Origin of the sequence: Pseudomonas sp. PB120 (assembly GCF_009761815.1) — a bacterium.
Lineage (GTDB): Bacteria > Pseudomonadota > Gammaproteobacteria > Pseudomonadales > Pseudomonadaceae > Aquipseudomonas.
Genome location: NZ_RWIN01000077.1, coordinates 59,785 through 77,865, shown reverse-complemented (window position 1 = coordinate 77,865; position 18,081 = coordinate 59,785). Strand labels below are relative to the sequence as shown.

Annotated in this window: 21 protein-coding genes; 17 read left to right on the top strand and 4 right to left on the bottom strand. The window is 60.3% G+C overall.

Going from position 1 to position 18,081, the window contains the following annotated elements:
* Nucleotides 1–77: 77 nt before the first annotated feature.
* Nucleotides 78–2,369 (bottom strand): beta-glucosidase BglX, encoded by a 2,292-nt coding sequence (gene bglX / locus EJA72_RS14815; RefSeq protein ID WP_157712173.1) that lies wholly within the window; start codon nucleotides 2,367–2,369, stop codon nucleotides 78–80.
* A gap of 239 nt (nucleotides 2,370–2,608) precedes the next feature.
* On the opposite strand from bglX, the gene EJA72_RS14810 reads away from it, so the two are divergent.
* The 6 genes from EJA72_RS14810 to EJA72_RS14785 all read left to right on the top strand — a co-directional run bounded on the left by EJA72_RS14810 (nucleotide 2,609) and on the right by EJA72_RS14785 (nucleotide 5,713).
* Nucleotides 2,609–3,217 (top strand): LemA family protein, encoded by a 609-nt coding sequence (locus EJA72_RS14810; RefSeq protein WP_157712172.1) that lies wholly within the window; start codon nucleotides 2,609–2,611, stop codon nucleotides 3,215–3,217.
* Nucleotides 3,218–3,251: 34 nt separating this feature from the next.
* A complete protein-coding gene (locus EJA72_RS14805; protein WP_157712171.1) occupies nucleotides 3,252–4,007 on the top strand; it encodes a YgcG family protein in 756 nt (251 codons plus the stop codon).
* Nucleotides 4,008–4,035: 28 nt separating this feature from the next.
* On the top strand, nucleotides 4,036–4,653 hold the full coding sequence (locus EJA72_RS14800; RefSeq protein WP_157712170.1) for a TPM domain-containing protein: 618 nt from the start codon (nucleotides 4,036–4,038) through the stop codon (nucleotides 4,651–4,653).
* 133 nt (nucleotides 4,654–4,786) lie between these two features.
* Nucleotides 4,787–5,089 (top strand): helix-turn-helix domain-containing protein, encoded by a 303-nt coding sequence (locus tag EJA72_RS14795; RefSeq protein ID WP_157712169.1) that lies wholly within the window; start codon nucleotides 4,787–4,789, stop codon nucleotides 5,087–5,089.
* Nucleotides 5,076–5,432, top strand: a complete 357-nt coding sequence (locus tag EJA72_RS14790) for a putative holin (protein ID WP_157712168.1) — start codon at nucleotides 5,076–5,078, stop codon at nucleotides 5,430–5,432. Before EJA72_RS14795 ends, EJA72_RS14790 begins: the two co-directional genes overlap by 14 nt.
* Nucleotides 5,432–5,713: a phage holin family protein gene (locus EJA72_RS14785; protein ID WP_157712167.1), complete on the top strand. Its 282-nt coding sequence runs from the start codon at nucleotides 5,432–5,434 to the stop codon at nucleotides 5,711–5,713. The genes EJA72_RS14790 and EJA72_RS14785 overlap by 1 nt, the downstream gene beginning before the upstream one ends.
* A 19-nt stretch (nucleotides 5,714–5,732) precedes the next feature.
* On the opposite strand, the gene EJA72_RS14780 is transcribed toward EJA72_RS14785, so the two are convergent.
* Complete coding sequence (locus EJA72_RS14780) at nucleotides 5,733–6,149, bottom strand: helix-turn-helix domain-containing protein (protein ID WP_157712166.1); 417 nt, start codon at nucleotides 6,147–6,149, stop codon at nucleotides 5,733–5,735.
* A 300-nt stretch (nucleotides 6,150–6,449) separates the two neighbouring features.
* Between EJA72_RS14780 and EJA72_RS14775 the strand changes: the two genes are divergently transcribed.
* From EJA72_RS14775 to EJA72_RS14765, 3 genes are all read left to right on the top strand, one after another.
* Nucleotides 6,450–6,728 carry an ogr/Delta-like zinc finger family protein gene (locus tag EJA72_RS14775; protein WP_157712165.1) on the top strand — a complete coding sequence of 93 codons (279 nt, stop codon included), beginning with the start codon at nucleotides 6,450–6,452 and terminating at the stop codon, nucleotides 6,726–6,728.
* A gap of 2 nt (nucleotides 6,729–6,730) precedes the next feature.
* Complete coding sequence (locus EJA72_RS14770) at nucleotides 6,731–7,093, top strand: hypothetical protein (protein WP_157712164.1); 363 nt, start codon at nucleotides 6,731–6,733, stop codon at nucleotides 7,091–7,093.
* A 134-nt stretch (nucleotides 7,094–7,227) separates the two neighbouring features.
* Entirely contained in the window at nucleotides 7,228–8,442 is a 1,215-nt protein-coding gene (locus EJA72_RS14765) for an SAM-dependent methyltransferase (RefSeq protein WP_157712163.1), read from the top strand.
* Between the two features lie 75 nt (nucleotides 8,443–8,517).
* Here EJA72_RS14765 and EJA72_RS14760 read toward each other — a convergent pair whose 3' ends face one another.
* Nucleotides 8,518–9,408: a DMT family transporter gene (locus EJA72_RS14760; RefSeq protein WP_157712162.1), complete on the bottom strand. Its 891-nt coding sequence runs from the start codon at nucleotides 9,406–9,408 to the stop codon at nucleotides 8,518–8,520.
* A 339-nt stretch (nucleotides 9,409–9,747) separates the two neighbouring features.
* Here EJA72_RS14760 and EJA72_RS14755 point away from each other — a divergent pair, with 339 nt between their 5' ends.
* The 3 genes from EJA72_RS14755 (at nucleotide 9,748) to EJA72_RS14745 (ending at nucleotide 11,160) form a co-directional block, all read left to right on the top strand.
* Nucleotides 9,748–10,329 carry a DJ-1/PfpI family protein gene (locus EJA72_RS14755; RefSeq protein ID WP_157712161.1) on the top strand — a complete coding sequence of 194 codons (582 nt, stop codon included), beginning with the start codon at nucleotides 9,748–9,750 and terminating at the stop codon, nucleotides 10,327–10,329.
* A 14-nt stretch (nucleotides 10,330–10,343) separates the two neighbouring features.
* Nucleotides 10,344–10,649: a ribbon-helix-helix domain-containing protein gene (locus EJA72_RS14750; protein ID WP_137804664.1), complete on the top strand. Its 306-nt coding sequence runs from the start codon at nucleotides 10,344–10,346 to the stop codon at nucleotides 10,647–10,649.
* Between the two features lie 166 nt (nucleotides 10,650–10,815).
* On the top strand, nucleotides 10,816–11,160 hold the full coding sequence (locus tag EJA72_RS14745) for a YegP family protein (RefSeq protein WP_157712160.1): 345 nt from the start codon (nucleotides 10,816–10,818) through the stop codon (nucleotides 11,158–11,160).
* A gap of 62 nt (nucleotides 11,161–11,222) precedes the next feature.
* On the opposite strand, the gene EJA72_RS14740 is transcribed toward EJA72_RS14745, so the two are convergent.
* A complete protein-coding gene (locus EJA72_RS14740) occupies nucleotides 11,223–12,242 on the bottom strand; it encodes a DUF4917 family protein (protein WP_157712159.1) in 1,020 nt (339 codons plus the stop codon).
* Nucleotides 12,243–12,393: 151 nt separating this feature from the next.
* Between EJA72_RS14740 and EJA72_RS14735 the strand changes: the two genes are divergently transcribed.
* From EJA72_RS14735 to EJA72_RS14715, 5 genes are all read left to right on the top strand, one after another.
* Complete coding sequence (locus EJA72_RS14735; RefSeq protein WP_157712158.1) at nucleotides 12,394–13,302, top strand: LysR family transcriptional regulator; 909 nt, start codon at nucleotides 12,394–12,396, stop codon at nucleotides 13,300–13,302.
* Nucleotides 13,303–13,542: 240 nt separating this feature from the next.
* The gene (locus EJA72_RS14730) at nucleotides 13,543–14,736 is read left to right on the top strand and encodes a CaiB/BaiF CoA-transferase family protein (protein WP_157712157.1); all 1,194 of its coding nucleotides are present in this window, start codon (nucleotides 13,543–13,545) and stop codon (nucleotides 14,734–14,736) included.
* Nucleotides 14,733–15,659 (top strand): hydroxymethylglutaryl-CoA lyase, encoded by a 927-nt coding sequence (locus EJA72_RS14725; protein WP_157712156.1) that lies wholly within the window; start codon nucleotides 14,733–14,735, stop codon nucleotides 15,657–15,659. The genes EJA72_RS14730 and EJA72_RS14725 overlap by 4 nt, the downstream gene beginning before the upstream one ends.
* Before the next feature lie 179 nt (nucleotides 15,660–15,838).
* Complete coding sequence (locus EJA72_RS14720) at nucleotides 15,839–17,170, top strand: MFS transporter (RefSeq protein ID WP_157712155.1); 1,332 nt, start codon at nucleotides 15,839–15,841, stop codon at nucleotides 17,168–17,170.
* A 271-nt stretch (nucleotides 17,171–17,441) separates the two neighbouring features.
* Complete coding sequence (locus EJA72_RS14715) at nucleotides 17,442–18,080, top strand: LysE family translocator (RefSeq protein ID WP_157712154.1); 639 nt, start codon at nucleotides 17,442–17,444, stop codon at nucleotides 18,078–18,080.
* Nucleotide 18,081 lies beyond the last annotated feature (1 nt).

The window sequence follows — 18,081 nt, the reverse complement described above, 5'->3', positions numbered from 1 at the left end:
GTCAGCCAACATTAACGTTGGCTGACACACCATCGCGAGCAAGCTCGCTCCTACAGGGTTTTGTGGTGTTTGCGGGGTTATAGCAGTTCGAAGCTCTGCTGCGTCACGTCCTGTGAATCCAGGCCGATCTGCACGTTGAACTTGCCCGGTTCCGCCACGTACTTGAGCTGCGTGTTGTAGAACTTCAGGTCATCCTCGGTGATGGTGAAGTGCACGACTTTCTGTTCGCCAGCCTTGAGCATGATTTTCTGGAAGTTCTTCAGTTCCTTGAGCGGCCGGATCATCGAGCCGGTCACGTCCTGGAGGTACAACTGCACCACGGTTTCGCCGTCACGCTTGCCGGTGTTTTTCACCATCACGCTGGCGTCGAGCTTGCCGGTCTTGTTCAGGGTGGTCGACGACAGGGCCATGTCGGTCAGGCTGAAGTCGGTGTAGCTCAAGCCGAAACCGAACGGGAACAGGGGGCCTGTGGTGTCATCGAAATACTGCGAGGTGTAGTTGCCCGGTTTGCCCGGCGTGAACGGCCGGCCAATGCTCAGGTGGTTGTAGTAGGTCGGAATCTGACCCACCGAACGCGGGAAGGTGATCGGCAGTTTGCCCGACGGGTTGTAGTCGCCGAACAATACGTCAGCGATGGCGTTGCCGCCTTCAGTGCCGCTGAACCAGGTTTCCAGGATCGCGTCAGCCTGATCCTTCTCTTCGAGGATCGACAGCGGACGGCCGTTCATCAACACCAGCACCAGCGGTTTGCCGGTGGCTTTCAAGGCTTTGATCAGCTCGCGCTGGTTAGCCGGGATGTTGATGTCGGTACGGCTCGACGATTCGTGGGACATGCCACGGGACTCGCCCACTGCAGCGACCACGACATCGGCGTCCTTGGCCGCTTGCACCGCTTCGTCGATCAACACTTGAGCGGAACGCGGATCGTCCACCACTTCCGGGGCGTCGAAGTTGAGGAAGTTCAGGTAATCGAGCACCTTCTTGTCGCTGGTGATGTTGGCGCCACGGGCGTAGATCAGTGTTGCCTTGTCGGCCACGGCGGCATTCATGCCGTCGAACAGGGTCACCGATTGTGCCGGTTTGCCGGCAGCGGCCCAACTGCCCATCATGTCGATCGGGGCCTTGGCCAGCGGGCCGACCAAGGCGATTTTCGCGGTCTTCTTCAGTGGCAGGGTTTCGCCCTGGTTCTTCAGCAACACCAGGCTGCGGCGCGCGACGTCGCGGGCCTCGGCGCGGTGCAGGCGGCTGTCGGCGTAGGTGTCGGCCGGATCATCTTCAGCCTTGCCGATGCGCAGGTACGGGTCCTTGAACAGGCCCATGTCGTACTTGGCGGCGAGCACTTCACGCACGGCGTTGTCGATGTCGCTCTGCTCGATCTCGCCGGCCTTCAACAGCCCCGGCAGCTCTTTGCCGTACAGGGTGTCGTTCATGCTCATGTCGATGCCGGCCTTGATCGCCAGCTTCGCGGCTTCGCGACCGTCTGCGGCCACGCCGTGCTTGATCAGCTCGAAAATCGCCCCGTGGTCGCTGACGGCCAGGCCCTTGAAACCCCATTCCTTGCGCAACAGGTCGTTCATCAGCCAGGTGTTGGCGGTGGCCGGCACGCCGTTGATCGAGTTCAACGCGACCATGACCCCGCCGGCGCCGGCATCGATGGCGGCGCGGTACGGCGGCAGGTAGTCCTGGTACATCTTGACCGGGCTCATGTCGACCACGTTGTAGTCGCGGCCACCCTCGACCGCGCCGTACAGGGCGAAGTGCTTGACGCTGGCCATGATGCTGTCGGCCGCGTTTGCGCCAGTGCCCTGGAAGGCCCGGACCATGACGCCGGCAATCCGCGACACCAGGTACGTGTCCTCGCCGAAGCCTTCGGAAGTGCGGCCCCAACGTGGGTCGCGGGAAATGTCGACCATCGGCGCGAAGGTGATGTCGAGGCTGTCGGACGCGGCTTCCTTGGCGGCGATGCGCCCGGACAGGCCGATGGCGTCCATGTCCCAGCTCGAAGCCAGGGCCAGCGGGATCGGGAAAATGGTGCGGTGGCCGTGGATCACGTCATAGGCGAAGAACATCGGGATCTTCAACCGGCTGCGCATGGCCGCGTCCTGCATCGGACGGTTTTCCGGGCGGGTGATCGAGTTGAACGTACCGCCGATGTTGCCGGCCGCGATTTCCTTGCGGATCAGCTCCCGAGGCATTTCCGGGCCGATGCTGATCAGGCGCAACTGGCCGATTTTTTCATCGAGGGTCATTTGCTTCATCAGGTTGCTGATGAAGGCGTCCTTGTTCTCCAGAGGTGCGGGCGTCGTGGCGGCCAATACGTTATGACTGGCCAGGCTGACGAACAGGCCCAGCAAACACAGCTTCTTCATGAATAGTTTTCTCAAAGGCCTAAACGGCAGGGATGACGCGCCGGTCAGCCAAAATTTAGGGAGCGACTATTGTTGTTCAGGTAAATGCAGCAAACTCGCGAACCATTTTTTGTACTGGGGGCATCTTTTAGCCCATCGGCACGCTGCAATCCAGTGGCGGCGCCGATTATGCCCCAAGAGCCGTGTTCATAGTTCGCCGGTTGTTTTTTCAACGGAATGTGCAAGGGAGCGTCAACCAGATGAATGTACGACACCACTATCGGTCGAGCCTGCACGTCGCGGCCTTGATGTTGCTGACGACGTTGCTGGCCGGTTGCGGCATCAACACGATCCCGACCCTCGATGAACAGGCCAAGGCAGCCTGGGGCCAGGTGCAGAACCAGTACCAGCGCCGCGCCGACTTGATTCCCAACCTGGTGGAAACCGTCAAGGGCTACGCCAGGCACGAAGAAGAAACCCTGACAGCGGTGATCGAAGCCCGGGCCAAGGCGACCTCGATCCAGGTGGATGCCAAGACCCTGGATAACCCGGAAAAACTCAAACAGTTCCAGCAGGCCCAGGATCAGCTGACCGGTGCCTTGAGCCGTTTGATGGTGGTGTCCGAGCGTTACCCGGACCTCAAGGCCAACCAGAATTTCCTGGCCTTGCAATCGCAACTCGAAGGCACCGAGAACCGTATCGCCGTGGCGCGCCGTGACTTCATCCTCGCGGTGCAGAAATACAACACCGAGATCCGGACGTTCCCTGGTCGCCTCTGGCACAGCGTGATGTACAGCGATTTGCCGATCCGCGAAACCTTCGAAGCGACCACGCCGGACGCGGATAAAGCGCCGCAAGTGAAGTTCTGACCGGCTGAACGCATCACCACGGATGAGGTTGCCAATGCGCGTGTTGAAAGTGGGCCTGGTGCTGTTGTTGTGGGTGTTTGCCCTGGCGGCCCAGGCCGAGCTGAAGTTTCCGCAACTGAACGGGCGGGTGGTGGATAACGCCCAGATGATCGAGCCCGCCGTGCGCGAGCAGCTGACACAACAGCTGCAGGCCCATGAAAAAGCCAGCGGCGAGCAGTTGGTGGTGGTCACATTGCCGGATTTGCAGGGCACCGATATCGCGGACTTCGGCTATCAGCTGGGGCGCTATTGGGGCATCGGGCAGAAGGACAAGAACAACGGCGCGCTGCTGATCGTCGCGCGTGACGAGCGCAAGCTGCGGATTGAGGTCGGGTATGGCCTGGAAGACCGGCTGACCGATGCGCAAAGTTCGGTGATCATCAATCAGGTGATCACGCCTGCGTTCAAGACCGGCAACTTCAGCAAAGGCATCAGCGACGGGGTCGCGGCCATGCTGGTGGTGTTGGGTGGCAGCCCACTGGATGAACCGTCGACGGTGTATGACTCCGGCGGCAACCAGGAGAGCGACTTCGTTTCGCGGCATCCCGGGGTGTTTGTGTTCCTGGTGCTGTTGTTCATCCTGACGGTGTTTGTGTTGCAGATGCTCGGTATTCTGCCGGCGGGCCGGGGCGGCTCGGGCGGTTCGAGTGGTGGTTTCGGCGGCGGTGGTTTTGGTGGCGGCGGTGGAGGCGGGGGCTTCAGCGGCGGCGGAGGCAGTTTCGGGGGCGGCGGTTCGTCGGGCGGCTGGTGAAAACAATAATAGTTGAGCACTTTTAAACATGGCATTACTGACTGAACACGAACAACGCAAAGTCGCCGAGGCAATCGCCCGGGTCGAGCGCGACACCGACGCCGAACTGGTGACCGTGCTCGCGGCCCGCGCCGACGACTATGCGTACATTCCGCTGCTATGGGCCAGCCTGCTGGCGTTGGTGGTGCCCGGTATCGTGCATTACCTGACCGGCTGGCTGACAATGCACAGCCTGTTACTGGTGCAGTGGGTGAGCTTCATCGTCCTTTGCCTGGCGTTCCGGTTACCAAAAATCACCACGCACCTGATCCCGCGCTCGGTCCGTCACTGGCGCGCCTCGAACCTGGCGCGCCGGCAGTTCCTCGAGCAAAACCTGCACCACACCGTCGGCAGCACTGGCGTGCTGATTTTCGTATCCGAGGCCGAGCGTTACGTGGAAATTCTCGTGGATGAGGGGATTTCCAGCCGTCTGGACAATAAGAACTGGGACGTGATTGTTGCCGAGTTCACGCGGCAAGTACGCCAAGGGCAAACGTTGCAGGGCTTCGTCAACTGCGTCGAGGCCTGCGGCGAACTGCTCAAGGTGCATGTGCCCGTCACCCATGTGCGCAATGAGCTGCCGAACCGGTTGGTGGTGCTCGGCTAACCCGCGATCCAGAGTGTTTTGTGGCACGCCGCCGTACAACGGCGGTGTGTTGTCCGGTGCCGTTCTTCGCTTCAACATCCCTCTCTAACAGCTAGCGCTCAGTGACTGGCGTTCTGACGTAGAGGGATTTTTTATGCCTGCGCATCAACCGCGTGATTCTTTATCCGGTACAGCACCCGAGGGCGATGGAAACTCGTCGCCAGCGCAGCTGACCGCGAAGGAGACGCAAGCCTTAATCTGGTTTTTCAAAGGCAAGACATCCTGGGAGATCGCACGGATTCAGAATTGTTCGGAATCCACGGTCAACTTCCACTTCACCAATATTCGCCGCAAGTTTGCCGTCAGTTCACGCAGTGCGGCGTTGCTCAAAGCCATCGAGTCGGGTGCCATCAGCGTTGGCGAGGCGGGTGTGCGAGGTGCTCATGAACCTGACTGATTCGGCCTACAACAGTATCAGCGGGCTTTTGCTCGGCCTAGGTCTCGCGACGCTGCCTGCAATCGATGGCGAGGCGCTGTTCGGCGCCGCGCTGGGGGCGTGGCTGGTGACCACCACCCGCAGCAATTTCAAGGCCTGGCAGCGAATAGGGTCCTGGCTGCTGTCGGCCGGAGTTGGCTACCTGTTCACGCCCGTCGCGCTGCCGTTGGCGCCTTTCCTGACCAACGGTGTGACGGCGTTCTTCTGTGCGCTGATCGTGATTCCCATCAGTATCAAGATCATGCAATGGATCGATGGTGCCGGCCTCGGCGAAATCGTCCGGCACTTCAGGGGAAAGGGGTGATGGGCAATGCAATGGTCGTTCTGATTCTTGTCACCGGCCTTGCGCATTTACTCAGTGCTTTCAGGCTCGCGTGCTATCAACGTGATGAAAAAAGTCAATCTTGGCGCGACGGGTTGTTGACCAGTCTTTTCGGTGGGGTGTTGTGTATTGCCGGGCTGGATGTATTGCTGGCATTTGTACCGGTAAGTCCCTGGCACACGATCATAAGTGTATGGGCATGTGCAGTGATTCTGCGCAGTGGCGGGAAGATCATGGTGTTGTGGCGCACTTTGAAACAATGAATGTTGAATTGCTTTTAATTCAAGTTTCGTCGGCAGGTTGAAGCGATGAAAGAAGAGAAGCCATTTCCGAAAGTTTGAGTTCCAGATCGCGCAGCCGTCGCTTTTCTTCCAGTGCGTTTTCTATGGCGCAGCGGTCGTTTTCGTCGAGCAATCGCCATGAAGCAAGCATTGTGTTTTCCCGTGTCGTACTTTCCTGGGGCGACTCAGTGTGTGCGAGGCGCAGCATCGGTCCTTCACCCAGTAGCAACCAATCGAGAGAGATGCCGCGAGTTTGGGCAATTTCTACGCATATTGAATAAGGTGTGCTGTCGCGGCCCTTCCAGCTGCTGAGTGTTTGCGGGCTGATGTTGAGCGCTGAGGATAGGGAGGCATCGGTTTTTGTTCCGGTAATCTGTTTTAGTCGCGCCAAAACATTTTGTGATTTTTTGCTACGCAATTTGAGCCTCTTCCTTTTGACATATGCTTTTTGAGTGCATAACGTATGCGTAATGAGTATTTTTGTTCTTGCAAGTAATCAGTCATCAACTATGAATCAGAAGAATACGATGTCGAAACTTCCTAATGGTAGCAGGGTGATTTCCTACGAGCTTGGTTCGTATTTACTACAAATCTGCCCGTTGCACTTCCTTGGGTCTGGCAAGCACTTTTCGCGAGACCGGACCGTCGCAATCAATGTTTCAAGCAGTATTGCGTTTGATCAAGCTGATTGCCACCAGATGGCCGCGGGGAATCAAGCATGAGCACTTACAAAATGGTGTGCCCGCATTGCTTGAGCCGGATGCGAATCCGGACCAGCGAGGGGCGTCATATATTCCTGCGGGTCGCCTATCTGCAATGCACGTCCGAGGCGTGTGGCTGGTCGGTCCGGGCCGAGTTCGAAATGACTCACGAACTTTCACCCAGCGGAATGCCCAACCCTGCAGTCCATCTGCCGTGCGCCGGGCCGGATTTACGGCGCGCCGCGCGACCTGTTGCCGTTAGCGAATTATCGGTCGATGCCCCACAGGAGATGTGAATATGGACGTGGTCGATGAAAACGCAGAGTTGAACGAGGAGCTGTTGGCTATCGCTCAGGCCTTTCTGGCCCGGCATGAAAGCGAAGGGCTGATCGATGACCAGGTGCTGTTCTGTCGAGCAGTGAAACATTTGGCCTGCGTGGATGTACCCCTGCACCAGGCGGAGAAACTGGTCAGCCACGCCTACGGGGTTCTAAAGTCCAGCAATGATCGCCGACGCCTGGATATCGCCGCGAGCTCCGAAACCGTCGCCGTGGTCACGGACCCCGCCAACGGCCTGACCTGGGCGGTGCCGGTGGGATTGATCGTCAAATACATCATCAACTCGCCAAGCAATCGCAAGCTTCGGTTGGTGGAGCCCTGATCGTTCAAGAACAAAGCCATTCCGGCCCTGATCCGCGTATCGGGGCCTGCCACGAAATAACCCCGTGCCCAAAACCCCTATCCCCCCTAAAATACCCGGCATTCCCTGATCCGCACCGCCGAGGCCGTTTTTACATGTCTGTCACCGCTACTCCTGCCAGCCCCGCGCCGGATCATCACGCCCAGTTTATCGACCTGCTGCAAACCAGCCTCGATCAAAACGCCTTCATTAAACTGGTGATGGCCAAGTACGTCGGCGACGAAGCGGACCTGCAGCGGATCATCATCAAATCGGTGGCCGTGAAAGGGCAGCAATGTCTGTCCTTCGTCTACCGCTACAAAACCCGCGACATCACCAAGAACCTGCCGCTGGCCGAGGGCGTGGCGACTATCGCTGCGTTGTTGCCTGCATCGTTTAAAAATGCGCATTTGTTGTCGTTGACCGACGAAGCCCAGCTCGAATACAGCAAAAAGGGCAAGTCTTCGCTGTTCAAGAGCAAACCTCAGCAATTGCGTGAAGTGCCGTCCGCCGAGCACAATCGCGAAAAAAACCGCTTCCTCGACCTCAGCCGACCGTTCCTCGCCGACCTTGGCGTGACCAACAGCAAGCACGAGCTGATCCCGGCGATGTCGCGCAAGTGGAAGCAGATCAACAAGTTCATCGAAGTGTTCAGCCACGCGCTGACCACCTCGCCGCTGGCACTGGACAAGCCGGTGCAAGTGGCCGACTTCGGGTCGGGCAAGGGTTACCTGACGTTCGCGATCCACGACTACTTGCGCAACACGCTGAACGCCGAAGGCGTGGTGACGGGCGTGGAGCTGCGTGAAGAAATGGTCAATCTGTGCAACAGCGCCGCGGCGAAGCTTGAGCACCCGGGGCTGGTGTTCAAGTGCGGTGACGTGCGCAGCGTGGCGCCGAGCGAGCTGGATGTGATGATCGCGCTGCACGCCTGCGACATCGCTACGGATTATGCGATTCACACCGGCATCCGCTCCGGCGCATCGATCATCATGTGCTCGCCGTGCTGCCACAAGCAGATCCGCCTGCAAATCCAGAGCCCGGCGCTGCTCAAGCCCATGCTGCAATACGGTTTGCACCTGGGGCAGCAAGCGGAAATGGTCACCGACAGTTTGCGAGCGCTGTTCCTTGAAGCGTGCGGTTATGAAACCAAGGTCTTCGAGTTCATCTCACTGGACCACACCAACAAGAACAAGATGATCCTGGCGGTCAAACGCGCCGAGCCGGTGGACCCGGCCCAGTTGTTGGTGAAGATTCAGGAACTGAAGGATTTTTACCAGATCACCGAACACTGCCTCGAAACCCTGCTGCGGGCCGACGGCTACCTCTGAACCCCACCGACCTGTAGGAGCACAGCTTGCTGGCGAAGGCGATTTTGAGGACGCCTTCGCTGTAGGAGCACAGGGTTAAGCAGTGGCAATCCTTGCGGGTTTAACCGCCGTTTTGCGGCCCAGCATCACGGTGACGATCACCCCGGCAGCAAACAGCCAGGTAATCGGCTCGATGTGTTCCCCAAAGAACAACGCCGAGAACGCGATGGTGAAGAAAATCTGCAGCAGCTGGATCTGACTGACCCGGGCAATGCCGCCCATGGCCAGCCCGGCGTACCAGGCAAAGAACCCGATGAACTGCGAAAACAGCGAGACATAACCGAACGCCCACCAGGTCTTGGCCGAAATTTCGCCCTGATGCTGCAACGCCAGATACACCACCGGCCCGATCAACAGCGGCGTCGATAACACCAGCGCCCAGCAGATCACCTGCCAGCCACCCATCTCCTTGGCCAACCGGCCGCCCTCGGCATACCCCAGACCACCCACCGCAATCGCGCCGAGCATCAGCAAATCACCGGCCTGAATGCTGCCGGCACCGCTGATCAGCGCATACCCGAGCACCAGCGCACTGCCCAGGGCGGCGCAGGCCCAGAACGCTTTCGACGGTCGTTCATGGGACAGCCATGCGGCGTACAGCGCGACGCACAGCGGCTGTAAACCGTTGACCAACGCGCCGTGGGACGCCGGCAAGGTTTGCATGGCCCAGGCCGAGAGCACCGGGAAACCGAGGATGACCCCGGCAATCACCAGCGTCAGGCCTTTGACCTGTTTCCAGGTCGGCCATTTTTCCCGACGCCACAGCAACAGCAACGCCGCCGGAATCGCCGCGAACAGCGCTCGGCCGAGGCCGTTAAGTAACGGGTGGAGTTCCTGCACGACAATCCGCGTGAAGGGCAGGGTGAGGCTGAAAATCACAACGCCGATCAGGCCGAGGGCCATGCCGGTGTTTTCGCGGGAGGACATGATGAGAGACCAGAAACGTGGGTGATGGGAAGTGCATTCATCTAGCCATAAACCACTGTTTTTGGCGCTTACAGCTGGGCACAGAATTATCCGTACAGTTGGGCGCAATCCCTGTGGTGAGGGGGCTTGCTCCCGCTCGGCTGCGCAGCCGTCGTAAAACCTGCAAACCTGATTCTGTGGCAAGAATGCAGGGGGCCGCTGCGCAGCCCAGCGGGAGCAAGCTCCCTCGCCACAAAAGCCAGAACAACTGGCGTTGCCGGTAGTAGCTGGTTATTACCCACCCCCACGGATAAGGACTACCTTGAATACTCCTGCACATCTCCCAGAGGAGTCCTCCCCATGGCTGCCAAGAAAATCCTGATGCTGGTCGGCGATTACGTCGAAGACTACGAAGTGATGGTCCCGTTCCAGGCGCTGTTGATGGTCGGTCACACCGTACACGCGGTGTGCCCGGACAAAGCGGCCGGCCAGACAGTGCGCACGGCGATCCATGACTTCGAAGGCGACCAGACCTACAGCGAAAAACCCGGCCATCTGTTTGCCCTGAACTTCGATTTCGCCAAGGTCGCTGAAGCCGACTACGATGCGCTGCTGATCCCCGGCGGTCGTGCGCCGGAATACCTGCGCCTGAACGAAAAAGTCCTGGAACTGGTGCGAGCCTTCGACAAGGCCGGCAAACCGATCGCCGCGGTATGCCACGGTGCGCAACTGCTGGCGGCCGCCGGCGTTCTTGAAGGTCGCGAGTGCAGCGCTTACCCGGCCTGCGCCCCGGAAGTGCGCCTGGCGGGCGGCACGTTCATCGATATTCCGGTGACTGAAGGTCACGTCCAAGGCAATCTGGCCACTGCGCCGGCCTGGCCGGCACACCCGAGCTGGCTGGCGGGTTTCCTCGGGTTGCTGGGCACCAAAATCACGCTGTAACGAGGAACGCTCCCATGTGCGAGCTCTATGTCAAAGCCGATCCGATTCTCTACGAATCGCGCTCCCGCTCGCTGCGCATCTGCGGGGTGGTCACCACCCTGCGGCTGGAGAATCAGTTCTGGGACATCCTCAGCGAAATCGCCGAGGTCGACGGCATGACCACCAACCAGTTGATCGCCAAGCTGTATGAAGAGGTGATGGACTATCGCGGCGAGGTGGTCAATTTCGCCTCGTTTTTGCGAGTGAGTTGTACGCGGTACCTGAGTCAGCGGCGGGTGGCTGCTCCGGAGTTGTCGGTGGTGCGGGCGGTGGTGAAGTAGGCCGGACCGCGTCGACCGCTTTCGCGGGCAAGCCCGCTCCCACAGGGATCACGCCGAACCTGTAGGAGCGAGGCTTGCCCGCGAAGGGGCCGGTACAGGCGACAGAAAACCCGGCTTGGTCTTTACTCTGAAGCGCGAAACCTCTCAATCTCCCAGGAGAACAAGCATGTCCGGATGGTACGAAGTCAGCAAAAGCAGCAGCGGCCAGTTCAGGTTTGTGCTGAAGGCCGCCAACGCCGAAACCATTCTGACCAGCGAGCTGTACACCACCCGCGCCGCTGCCGACAAAGGCATTGCGTCGGTCCAAAGCAATAGCCCGCTGGACGAGCGCTACGAGAAGAAAACCACCAAGGATGGCCATCCTTACTTCAATCTCAAGGCCGGCAATCACGAAATCATCGGCAGCAGCGAGTCGTACGCCACCCCCGCCGCGATGGACAAAGGCATCGCCAGCGTCAAGGCCAACGGCCCGACGAAGGTGATCAAGGACAAGACCTTACCGGTACTTTGAGCATCGCTGTTGCCTGATACGCCATCGCGAGCAGGTTCGCGGTGGCGTCAGCCGCCCAGCTACTAAACCTCGACCGGCACCGTCAGCTTCGGACTGCCCAGCGCATGCGTCTTCGAATCAAAAAACCGCAGCGCTGACCCCGTCCCCTCGAACACCTTCGCGTAATGCCGCTTCTGATGCTGGATAAATGCCTTGCTGCGCGGGTTAATCGAGATCGCCACCACCGTCGGTTTCGCCTGGCGTAACGCATGAATGATGTGGCTGTCCTGCTCACCCAGCGCATGCCCAAAGATGCACAAGCCCTCGCCATGCCCCAGCAACTGGTCATAACAGAACGACAGATAATCCGAGCTGCGAATGGTCTTGAGCTTGTCAGCGCTGGGCCCTTCGTTCACGAACAGCGGCACGTCGTCCAGGGTCTTGATCGTATTGTTGATCGCGAAACTGCCGAGCAACGTGCCCTCGGTCGACATCAGTTTGCGCGCCGTGCCGTCCTGATTGCGCACCAGATGCAAGCCGCCGTGCAGGTACAGCAAACGGGTTTTATCGGTCGCCGTGGCGCTCAGGTCGAAACCGGGTTCGGTGCCCTGGAACAGGTCGCTGATCGCATCGGGCTGATGCTGGATGGCCCAGTAGTTGAGCAAGTCATAGTTGGTGGTAAACACCGTCCGATAGCGGCCCAGTTCCTGATTGATCGTCGCCAGTGTCGACGGCACGACCAGCCGCCACGGGATATGCACCGCGTGGACGGTGTTGATCAGGGCTTCCTTGATCGCGTAGTAGCGATTGCGCGGGGCGGCGGAGCTGACGGCCAGCGCCTTGTTGACCCGGCTGGTGGTTTTCAGCGCGCTGAGCACCTGCTCGAAGCTGCGCGTCTGCATCGCGTCGAACACGCTGAGTTCGGACTGACTCAGGGGTTTTTCTTCGACGGTGCGGGCGTTTTCAAACAGCGAGTCGTAACCGAAATCGTCCCATACCGCACGGCTGGCGCCGTTGCCCACCAGCAGGCCGCTGATCGAGGCGTCGGCGCGCAAGGCGTTCCAGTCTTCAAGTTCGGCGTCAACATCCTGGAAATCGGTCATTGCGGTGGTCGTCTCAAAGCAAAGGGGCTGATGGGCGGCGACTTTATCACGACCGGGCCGCTGGTTTTTCCACTGACTCTCCCAAGCCGCACGTCGCGGACGAAGGACGTTATGCTGTGGCTTCGTCCGAGCCACTGTCGCCGAGTCCCTGATGCTGCAAAGAAGCCTGATTCGCCGCCTCGACCTGATCACCCTGCAACTGTTCGTCGCCGTCCACGAGGAAGGCACGCTGACCCGCGCCGCCACCCGCGAGGCGATCGCCGTGTCGGCGGCCAGCAAGCGCTTGATGGAGCTGGAGGAAGCGCTGGGCATCAGCCTGTTTGTGCGTCAGGCCAAGGGCATGACGCTGACGCCGGCCGGGGAAACCCTGCTGCACCACGCCCGGCAGATGCTGTTCAACGTCGAGAAAATGGGCCTGGAACTGGGCGAGCACAGCCACGGTGTGCGCGGTTACGTGCGGATGCTCGCCAACCTGTCGGCGATCATCCAGTTCCTGCCGGAAGACCTGCGCGATTTTTCCGAGCGTCATCCTCAGGTCAAGACCGACCTCGAAGAACGTCCCAGCAGCGGGGTGATCCAAGGCGTGCTGGATGGCGTGGCCGACCTCGGCATCTGCTCCCGTGACAGCGACGTCAAAGGTTTGCACAGCGTGCTGTATCGGCAAGACAAACTGGTGGTGTTGATGCCCGCCCATCATCCGTTGGCCAGTCGCTCGACCCTGGCGTTCGCCGACACGCTGGACAGCGACTACGTCGGCCTGCACGCGGCCAGTTCGATCAACATGCGCACGCATGCGGCCGCCCGCCAGGCCGGTAAAGTGTTGCGCTTGCGGATTCATGTGCCGGGATTTGACGCGATGTGCCGGATGGTTCAGGCCAACATGGGCATCGGGATATTGCCGCAAAAAGCCTATGAATTGTTTGGCCGGGCACTGGGGTTGCACGCCGTGCCGTTGACCGATGACTGGTCGGATCGGGCGTTGATCATTGTGGTGCGGGACGAGGCGGGGTTGTCGCCGGTGAGCCGGATGTTGTTTGAGCAGCTGCGTGGGGCGGTCTGATTAATCTCGATTGGATGTTCCGGCCTCATCGCGAGCAGGCTCACTCCCACATTGGATCTGCGGCGTGCACAAAACCCCTGTGGGAGCGAGCCTGCTCGCGATGACTGACCTGAGAACACCGCAATTCTCACATCGAGCGTTCGCATTTGGCGAACGCTCCTTGCCAACTGACGGTTGGATTCCTGCCCCATCGCTCCTCTAGCCTTGGCCCCATATTCCAAGAACAAGAGGTACCCCGCGATGACTGCCCCCCTGAGTGCCATCAAGGTGATCGAGATCGGCACGCTGATCGCCGCGCCGTTTGCCGCGCGCATGCTGGCCGAATTCGGCGCCGAAGTGATCAAGATCGAAGCCATGGGCCAGGGCGACCCCCTGCGCAAATGGCGCAAACTGCACGAAGGCACCTCGCTGTGGTGGTACCTGCAATCGCGCAACAAGAAGTCTCTGGCCCTCAATCTCAAATCCGCCGAAGGCATTGAACTGGTCAAGCAACTGGCGACCAGCGCCGACGTGTTGATCGAAAACCTGCGCCCCGGCGCTCTGGAAAAACTGGGCCTGGGTTGGGACGTGTTGCACGCACTCAACCCCAACCTGACGCTGGTACGGATTTCCGGTTACGGCCAGACCGGCCCGTACCGCGACCGACCGGGTTTCGGTGCCATCGGCGAGGCCATGGGCGGAATTCGCTACACCACCGGCACGCCGGGTTCGCCACCGGCGCGGGTCGGGGTCAGCCTTGGCGATTCGCTGGCGTCGCTGCACGCCGTGATCGGCGCCTTGATGTCGTTGCTGCGGGTCAAGACCGGGCAGGGCGGCGGACAAGTGGTGGATGTGTCGCTGGCCGAAAGTGTGTTCAACGTCATGGAAAGCCTGGTGCCGGAATACGACATGCTGGGTCATGTGCGCGAACGCAGCGGCGGTGCCTTGCCGGGGATCGCGCCGTCCAACACCTACTTGACGGCGGATGGCGCCTACGTGGTGATCGCCGGCAACAGTGATCCGATCTACAAGCGCCTGATGGCCGTTATCGGTCGCAACGACCTGGCCGAAGCGCCGGAGTTTGCCCATAACGACGGCCGCGCATTGAAAAGCAATGTGCTCGACGCGGCGATCACTCACTGGACCAGCAGCTTGCCGATCGACGCCGTGCTGTCAGCGCTGGAAGCCGCCGAAGTCCCGGCCGGGCGCATCTATTCGGTGGCCGACATCGTGGCCGATCCACATTATCAGGCGCGGGACATGCTGCTCAGCGCCGACCTGCCCGGCGGCGCTCAAGTGAAGATGCCGGGCATCGTGCCCAAACTTTCCGAAACCCCCGGCGGCGTGAATTGGTCGGGCCCAAGCCTTGGCCAGCATACCGACGGCATTCTTGCGGGGCTGGGCCTGACGGGCTCGGACATCGAACGATTGAAAGCTCAAGGGGTGGTGCAATGATCACTGATTTTTCCCAGACCCTGATCGTTCAGGAAGTCTCGCCGCGCGACGGCTTGCAGATCGAGCCGACCTGGGTTGAGACCGTCGACAAGATTGCCTTGATCGATCAGTTGTCCCTGGCCGGTTTCAGCCGCATCGAAGCCGGTTCATTCGTGTCGCCCAAGGCGATTCCGGCGCTGCGTGATGGCGAGTCGGTGTTCAAAGGCATCACCCGGCAACCAGGGGTGATCTATGTGGCGTTGATCCCCAATCTGAAAGGCGCGCAACGGGCGTTGGCGAGTGGTGCGGATGAGCTGAACCTGGTGATGTCCGCCAGCCAGACGCACAACCTGGCCAACATGCGCATGCGGTGCGAAGCCTCGTTGGCCGCGTTCGGCGAGATCGTGCACTACGTGGACGACACTCAAGTGCGACTCAACGGCAGCATCGCCACCACCTTCGGTTGCCCGTTTGAAGGCAGCATCGATGAAGACCGCGTGCTGCAGATCGTCGAGGCGTATCAGGAACTCGGCATCCAGGGCATCACCCTGGCCGACACCACCGGCATGGCCAATCCGCGGCAAGTGGATCGGCTGGTGCGGCGAGTGCTGCAGCGGGTTGCTCCGGCGGATTTGACCCTGCATTTCCACAACACCCGCGGCCTCGGTTTGTGCAACGTGCTCGCGGCCTACGAGGCCGGGGCCCGACGTTTTGATGCGGCGCTGGGTGGCCTGGGCGGTTGCCCGTTCGCGCCGGGTGCCTCGGGCAATATCTGCACCGAAGACCTGGTCAATCTGTGCGATGAAATCGGCATTCCTACCGGCATCGACCTGCCGCTGCTGCTGACAATGTCGAGAGCGCTGCCCGCATTGCTCGGCCACGAAGTCCCCGGCCAACTGGCCAAGGCTGGCCGTAATTGCGACCTGCACCCGATCCCCACCTGACACCCATCCCCTGTAGGAGCGAGCTTGCTCGCGATGGAGGTTAACGATAACGCGTGTTTCCTGATTAAACGCGTTGCCCTCCCGTTCATCGCGAGCAAGCTCGCTCCTACAGAAAACGTCGACCAACCAGACAACAAAAACAATCGGACACCCACGGGCAGTCCGCCTGGAGAAACAGCATGAGCCTTAACGTAATGGAGGCGGGCGCGAGCCCGTCCGTAAGCCACGATCAGGAAAAAGCCCTGGTCAGCAAGGTCGCCTGGCGCCTGATGCCGCTGATCATGGTCTGCTACCTGTTCGCATTTTTCGACCGCATCAACATCAGCTTCGCCAAGTTCCAGCTCCAGACCGACCTGAGCCTGAGCGACACCGCGTACGGCCTCGGTGCCGGGCTGTTCGTGGTCGGTTATGTGCTGTTCGAAGTGCCGAGCAACATGATGCTCTACAAGGTCGGCGCACGGCGCTGGATCGCCCGGATCATGATGTCCTGGGGCCTGGCCACCGCCGCCATGGTCTTCGTCAACAGCGAATGGCAGTTCTACGCGCTGCGCTTTGTGATCGGCGCAATGGAAGCCGGGTTTGCGCCGGGGGTGCTGTATTACCTGACGCTGTGGTTTCCGCAGCACTATCGCGGGCGGATCACTTCGATGCTGTTCCTGTCGTCGGCGTTTGCAGGGCTGGTGGGCGCACCGTTCTCCGGCATGGTGCTGCAACACCTCGACGGCGTGATGGACATGCGCGGCTGGCACTGGCTGTTTCTGCTCGGTGGCGTGCCGTGCATCGGCCTCGGTTTGCTGGTGCTGACGTTGCTCAAGGACCGCATCGAGGACGCCCATTGGCTGACACCGTCGGAGAAAACCCTGCTGGCCAGCCGCATCGCCCATCATGAACCGCACAAGAGCGGCGGCTCGCTGCTCGCGGCGCTGCGGATTCCGGGTTTCCTTACACTGGGGCTGATCTATTTCCTGATTCAGGTGGCGTCCTACGGCTTGAATTTCTGGGCCCCGCAATTGATCCGCAGTGCCGGCACCGAAAGCCCGGTGATGATCGGTCTGCTGACGGCCATCCCGTACATTTGCGGTGCCATCAGCATGGTGGTGATCGGCCGGTTGTCCGACTCCACGGGCGAGCGCCGCAAGTTCGTCGCCGGTCTGGTCGCGGTGGGCGCCGTCGGGTTCTTCTGTGCAGGGATCTTCGCCAACCACACGACCTTCCTGATTGTCGCGCTGGGCTTGCTCGGCGCCGGGATCATCGCCTCCATCCCGAGCTTCTGGACCTTGCCGCCAAAACTGTTGGCCGGCGCCGGGGCAGGCGCTGCCGGCGGGATAGCGGTGATCAACACCCTGGGCCAGTTCGGCGGGATTGTCAGCCCGGTCATGGTCGGCCGGATCAAGGACCTGACCGGCAGCACCACACCAGCGCTGTATGTCATCGGGGTCTGCGCGTTGATCGCGGTGGCGTTGCTGATGTGGGGGTTGCCGCAGAAGCTGCGCACGCTCGATAAGTACTGAAGTCAGCGGTGCTGGCTCAGACGCCATCGCGAGCAGGCTCGCTCCCACAGGGGATCTGTGTTGAACACAAATTGTGTGTACGACACAAAACCAATGTGGGAGCGAGCCTGCTCGCGATGACTGACTAACAGTCACCATCGTACTTCCCGAAGTCCCACGCTTAACTCGACAGCTGATTCGAGCACAAAGTTGTTCGACAATCAGCAATTCGACACGCAGCAACCTGAGATAGACTTGCGTGCATTCGATCACTGGTCGCTCAGGACATCCCATGACCCCATCGCTGCTAATGGCCGTTCTTGCCTCGGGTTTCATTTACGGCATCACACCGGGGCCAGGTGTATTGGCAGTGTTCGGCATCGGCGCGGCGCGGGGGCGGCGGGCAGGGGCCGGGTTTCTTTGCGGGCATCTGCTCGGGGACGTGGTCTGGTGCAGCACCGCGTTGATCGCGATTGTCGGTGCACGGGAAATTGGCAGCACGGCGTTCGACGTGCTGGGCGTGCTCAGCGGGCTCTATCTGTTCTGGCTCGGTTTGCGGGCGATACGGGCCAAACGCAGCAACGCCCAAGCGCCTCAGGGCCCGGCGCGGCAGCCGTTCTGGCACGGCATTCTGTTTGGCCTGACCAATCCAAAAGCTTACCCGGTGGCAGTCGCCACATTCACGGCGCTGCTTTCTAGTCGCGCTGAGTTGCTGCATTGGTCGATGCTGCCGTGGTTGATTGTCCTGAGTTTTGTTGGCGGTCTCATCGCATACGCTATTCTCATCGGCATTGTCGGCGCGCGTCAGGTACGCACGTTGTACCAGCGCCATGAGCTGCTGATTACCCGGTTGTGCGGTGTGATGTTCATCGGTTTTGCCATCAACGCCCTGGCGCATGCTTTGCCAGGACTGGTCACGAACAAGGCTTGAG

Bases quoted from the DNA above. Each gene is read 5' to 3' on its own strand.
- EJA72_RS14735 (WP_157712158.1), top strand. From the start codon at position 12,394: ATGCTGCAAAGAAGCCTGATTCGCCGCCTCGACCTGATCACCCTGCAA.
- EJA72_RS14770 (WP_157712164.1), top strand. From the start codon at position 6,731: ATGGACGTGGTCGATGAAAACGCAGAGTTGAACGAGGAGCTGTTGGCT.
- EJA72_RS14785 (WP_157712167.1), top strand. From the start codon at position 5,432: ATGGGCAATGCAATGGTCGTTCTGATTCTTGTCACCGGCCTTGCGCAT.
- EJA72_RS14795 (WP_157712169.1), top strand. From the start codon at position 4,787: ATGCCTGCGCATCAACCGCGTGATTCTTTATCCGGTACAGCACCCGAG.
- EJA72_RS14765 (WP_157712163.1), top strand. From the start codon at position 7,228: ATGTCTGTCACCGCTACTCCTGCCAGCCCCGCGCCGGATCATCACGCC.
- EJA72_RS14800 (WP_157712170.1), top strand. From the start codon at position 4,036: ATGGCATTACTGACTGAACACGAACAACGCAAAGTCGCCGAGGCAATC.
- EJA72_RS14725 (WP_157712156.1), top strand. From the start codon at position 14,733: ATGATCACTGATTTTTCCCAGACCCTGATCGTTCAGGAAGTCTCGCCG.
- EJA72_RS14790 (WP_157712168.1), top strand. From the start codon at position 5,076: ATGAACCTGACTGATTCGGCCTACAACAGTATCAGCGGGCTTTTGCTC.
- EJA72_RS14760 (WP_157712162.1), bottom strand. From the start codon at position 9,408: ATGTCCTCCCGCGAAAACACCGGCATGGCCCTCGGCCTGATCGGCGTT.
- EJA72_RS14750 (WP_137804664.1), top strand. From the start codon at position 10,344: ATGTGCGAGCTCTATGTCAAAGCCGATCCGATTCTCTACGAATCGCGC.
- EJA72_RS14720 (WP_157712155.1), top strand. From the start codon at position 15,839: ATGAGCCTTAACGTAATGGAGGCGGGCGCGAGCCCGTCCGTAAGCCAC.
- EJA72_RS14810 (WP_157712172.1), top strand. From the start codon at position 2,609: ATGAATGTACGACACCACTATCGGTCGAGCCTGCACGTCGCGGCCTTG.
- EJA72_RS14755 (WP_157712161.1), top strand. From the start codon at position 9,748: ATGGCTGCCAAGAAAATCCTGATGCTGGTCGGCGATTACGTCGAAGAC.
- EJA72_RS14715 (WP_157712154.1), top strand. From the start codon at position 17,442: ATGACCCCATCGCTGCTAATGGCCGTTCTTGCCTCGGGTTTCATTTAC.
- EJA72_RS14805 (WP_157712171.1), top strand. From the start codon at position 3,252: ATGCGCGTGTTGAAAGTGGGCCTGGTGCTGTTGTTGTGGGTGTTTGCC.
- EJA72_RS14745 (WP_157712160.1), top strand. From the start codon at position 10,816: ATGTCCGGATGGTACGAAGTCAGCAAAAGCAGCAGCGGCCAGTTCAGG.
- bglX (WP_157712173.1), bottom strand. From the start codon at position 2,369: ATGAAGAAGCTGTGTTTGCTGGGCCTGTTCGTCAGCCTGGCCAGTCAT.
- EJA72_RS14730 (WP_157712157.1), top strand. From the start codon at position 13,543: ATGACTGCCCCCCTGAGTGCCATCAAGGTGATCGAGATCGGCACGCTG.
- EJA72_RS14740 (WP_157712159.1), bottom strand. From the start codon at position 12,242: ATGACCGATTTCCAGGATGTTGACGCCGAACTTGAAGACTGGAACGCC.
- EJA72_RS14775 (WP_157712165.1), top strand. From the start codon at position 6,450: ATGAGCACTTACAAAATGGTGTGCCCGCATTGCTTGAGCCGGATGCGA.